This window comes from Allobosea sp. 01N443, assembly GCF_056399325.1.
Genome location: NZ_JBFTRC010000352.1, coordinates 1 through 2,546, shown reverse-complemented (window position 1 = coordinate 2,546; position 2,546 = coordinate 1). Strand labels below are relative to the sequence as shown.

Below are 2,546 nucleotides of genomic sequence, written 5' to 3'. Positions count from 1 at the left end.
ACGTGATGCCGATCTGAACTTTCCGCAGCCGGCCAAGAATTTTTCTTGCGCCATGGGGTTTTCGATCAACGCGGAAAACACGCCCCAACTCTATACGTTGATGCGGAGGATGTTCCTGGATGTGGGGCTCTCCACCTACGGCATGAAGAACAAATTTCACCGCACTCGTCCTTTCGTGGCCCATTCCGAAACCACGTGCACGCCTGCCGACGARAGTGTTCTGCGGACCGATGGATCCTATCCGTCAGGCCATTCGGCAGTCGGGTGGGGTTGGGCACTTGCATTGGCGGAAATCAATCCGGAACGTTCGAACGAACTCCTGGCCCGTGGCCTGGCATTTGGACGGAGCCGGGTCATCTGCAACGCGCATTGGCAAAGCGATATTGAGGCGGGCCGGACCATGGCCGCAGCGACCTTCGCCCGACTGCACGCTGATGGCTCGTTTGTGGCCGACATGAAGGCTGCGCGCGAAGAGGTTTTAAAGATGCGTCAAGCCAATAAGCCCGCTAGCGGCTGCGATGCGGAAGCCGCAGCGTTCTCTGCGCAATAAGACCCCAAGCACCGGCTCGATGCTGCGCGGCCATATTTCGAAATAGATTGGAACCGAATCAAATGCTCGCAAAAATTGTCCTGACCTCCATCGGCGTTACTYTCCTCGTCCTGACATCGTTGGGGGCGCAGGCGATGCCGATGTCATCCGCTCTCTCGCAAGCGAAGGCATACGGCGTCACAAAGGTCGCGGGCGGATGCGCTGTCGGCTTCTATCGCGGGCCGCTCGGCGGCTGCGTTCGGGCTGGGGGGGGGCGTCGTCGTTGCGCCGCGCCCCGTGGTTGTCGCTCCTCGCCCGGTCGTCGTTGCTCCCCCGCCCGTTGTGGTCGCTCCTCGCACGATCGTTCGCCCGCGCCCCGTCGTCATTGATCGACGGCCGATTGTGATCCGTTAGGTCGTGCCGCGCTCGAGCACATCGGTCTGAAGCGGAAGAAGTAAAATGCATAAATATCTGAACTTCATGGCCCGTTATACCAACGGCCCTTATGCTTGACCGATATGCGCCCAGTGTCTCAATCCGATGGATGTGATGGTTCTTGGCTGATCGACGAGGCGGTTCCATGCCTCGCAGGCGGCGTCGATGATGTCGTCGTAGCTGTCGAAGACGCGGTTTGAGAACCAGTTTGCGCGCAGATATTGCCAGATGTTCTCGACCGGGTTCAGTTCGGGCGAGCGCGATGGCAGGAAGATCAGGGAGATGTTTCTCGGCACGACGAGCTTGGCGGTTGTGTGCCATCCGGCGCGGTCGAGCAGCAGGACGGCATGGGCGCCCCTGGCGACCGCCACGGCGATCTCATCGAGATGGGCCTGCATGGCGCAGGTATCGGCGAAGGGCATGGCGAGCGCCGCGCCAACGCCCCGTGCCGGGCAGATCGCTCCGAACAGATAGGCGCTCTCGTAGCGCTGGTCGGCCGGTTGGCGCGGCCTGGTTCCGCGTCTGGCCCATTGCCGGACGAGGCCGTTCTTCTGGCCGATGCGGGCCTCGTCCTGGAACCAGAGTCCGATCGGCCTGCGCCGGGGGATGTGAGCGAGATGGGCCTTCAGTGTCGCCGCGAAGTTTTTTTGAACGCCTCGATCACGCGCTCATCCTGCGCCGGATGATGGGGCCTCGCGCTGATATGGGAGAAGCCGATCTGCTTCAGCAACTTGCCGATCGTGCGCTCGTGATAATCGATGCCAAAGCGCTCAAGGATGATCTTCTGCAGGTCGATGCGCCGCCAACGCACCACGCCATCGACGGCGCGGTCGGGGCCGGTCTCGACGATGGTCGCCAGGGCGGCGAGTTGATCGATCGAGAGCCTGGGCGGATGTCCCTTCGAGCGGATGTCCTTCAGCCCGTCGGGGCCGCCTTCGTTGAAGCGGTGAACCCAGTCGCGCAGCGTCTGGCGGTCCATCCCGCCGATCCGCGCAGCCTGCTCCCGGTCCATGCCATCGAGAACCGCCGCCAGCGACAGAAGCCGGCGGCTCTGGTTGGCGTGCCTCGACCCCGCCGCGAGCCGTCGCAGATCGACGGCCGAGTAGTCCGTACGAAGCTTCACCGCAGCAGCCATGGTCGCGCCCATGGAATCAGCGAAACCGATCGCCGAAAAGGCCCCGTGAGTCAGCCTCAGTGGCCGTTGGTATTAGTAACAGGCTTAGGATTGCCGGCCGGCCCAGGGGCGGCGCAGGAAAATCCCGTCACGGCCATCGGCATCGCGCTGGAACCGGACGCAACAATGGTCAAACACGCGTAGGCTGCCAATGCCCGCCTACGCGAGGTTTTCCCAAAGGGCTACGCATTGGATGCAACGCACCGCCCGCACATCACGATGCTGCAGCGGTTCGTCCAGACGGCAGCCCTCGACAAAGTCTACGCTGCGGTTGGCGATGTCCTTGCCATTGAGAAACCACCTGGATTGGCGCGCCATTCTCCAACGCGATGACCAAGGTCACGTTGTTCCGCTCCGCTGCGGCTTCAGATGGTCGAGCAGATCCATTGGTACAGGAAAGACCACGGT

2 protein-coding genes are annotated in these 2,546 nt (G+C 62.3%); one reads left to right on the top strand and one right to left on the bottom strand.

Annotated elements, in window-relative coordinates:
- A partial coding sequence (locus AC1DRP_RS36160) for an acid phosphatase (RefSeq protein WP_476771094.1) occupies nucleotides 1-550 on the top strand: 550 nt, incomplete at its 5' end.
- Between the two features lie 482 nt (nucleotides 551-1,032).
- Here the strand turns inward: AC1DRP_RS36160 and AC1DRP_RS36155 are convergent.
- A protein-coding gene (locus AC1DRP_RS36155; protein ID WP_476771095.1) for an IS630 family transposase occupies nucleotides 1,033-2,099 on the bottom strand; the annotation gives its coding sequence in 2 pieces (ribosomal slippage) (nucleotides 1,033-1,613 and nucleotides 1,613-2,099; 1,068 coding nt in all).
- Between the last annotated feature and the right edge of the window lie 447 nt (nucleotides 2,100-2,546).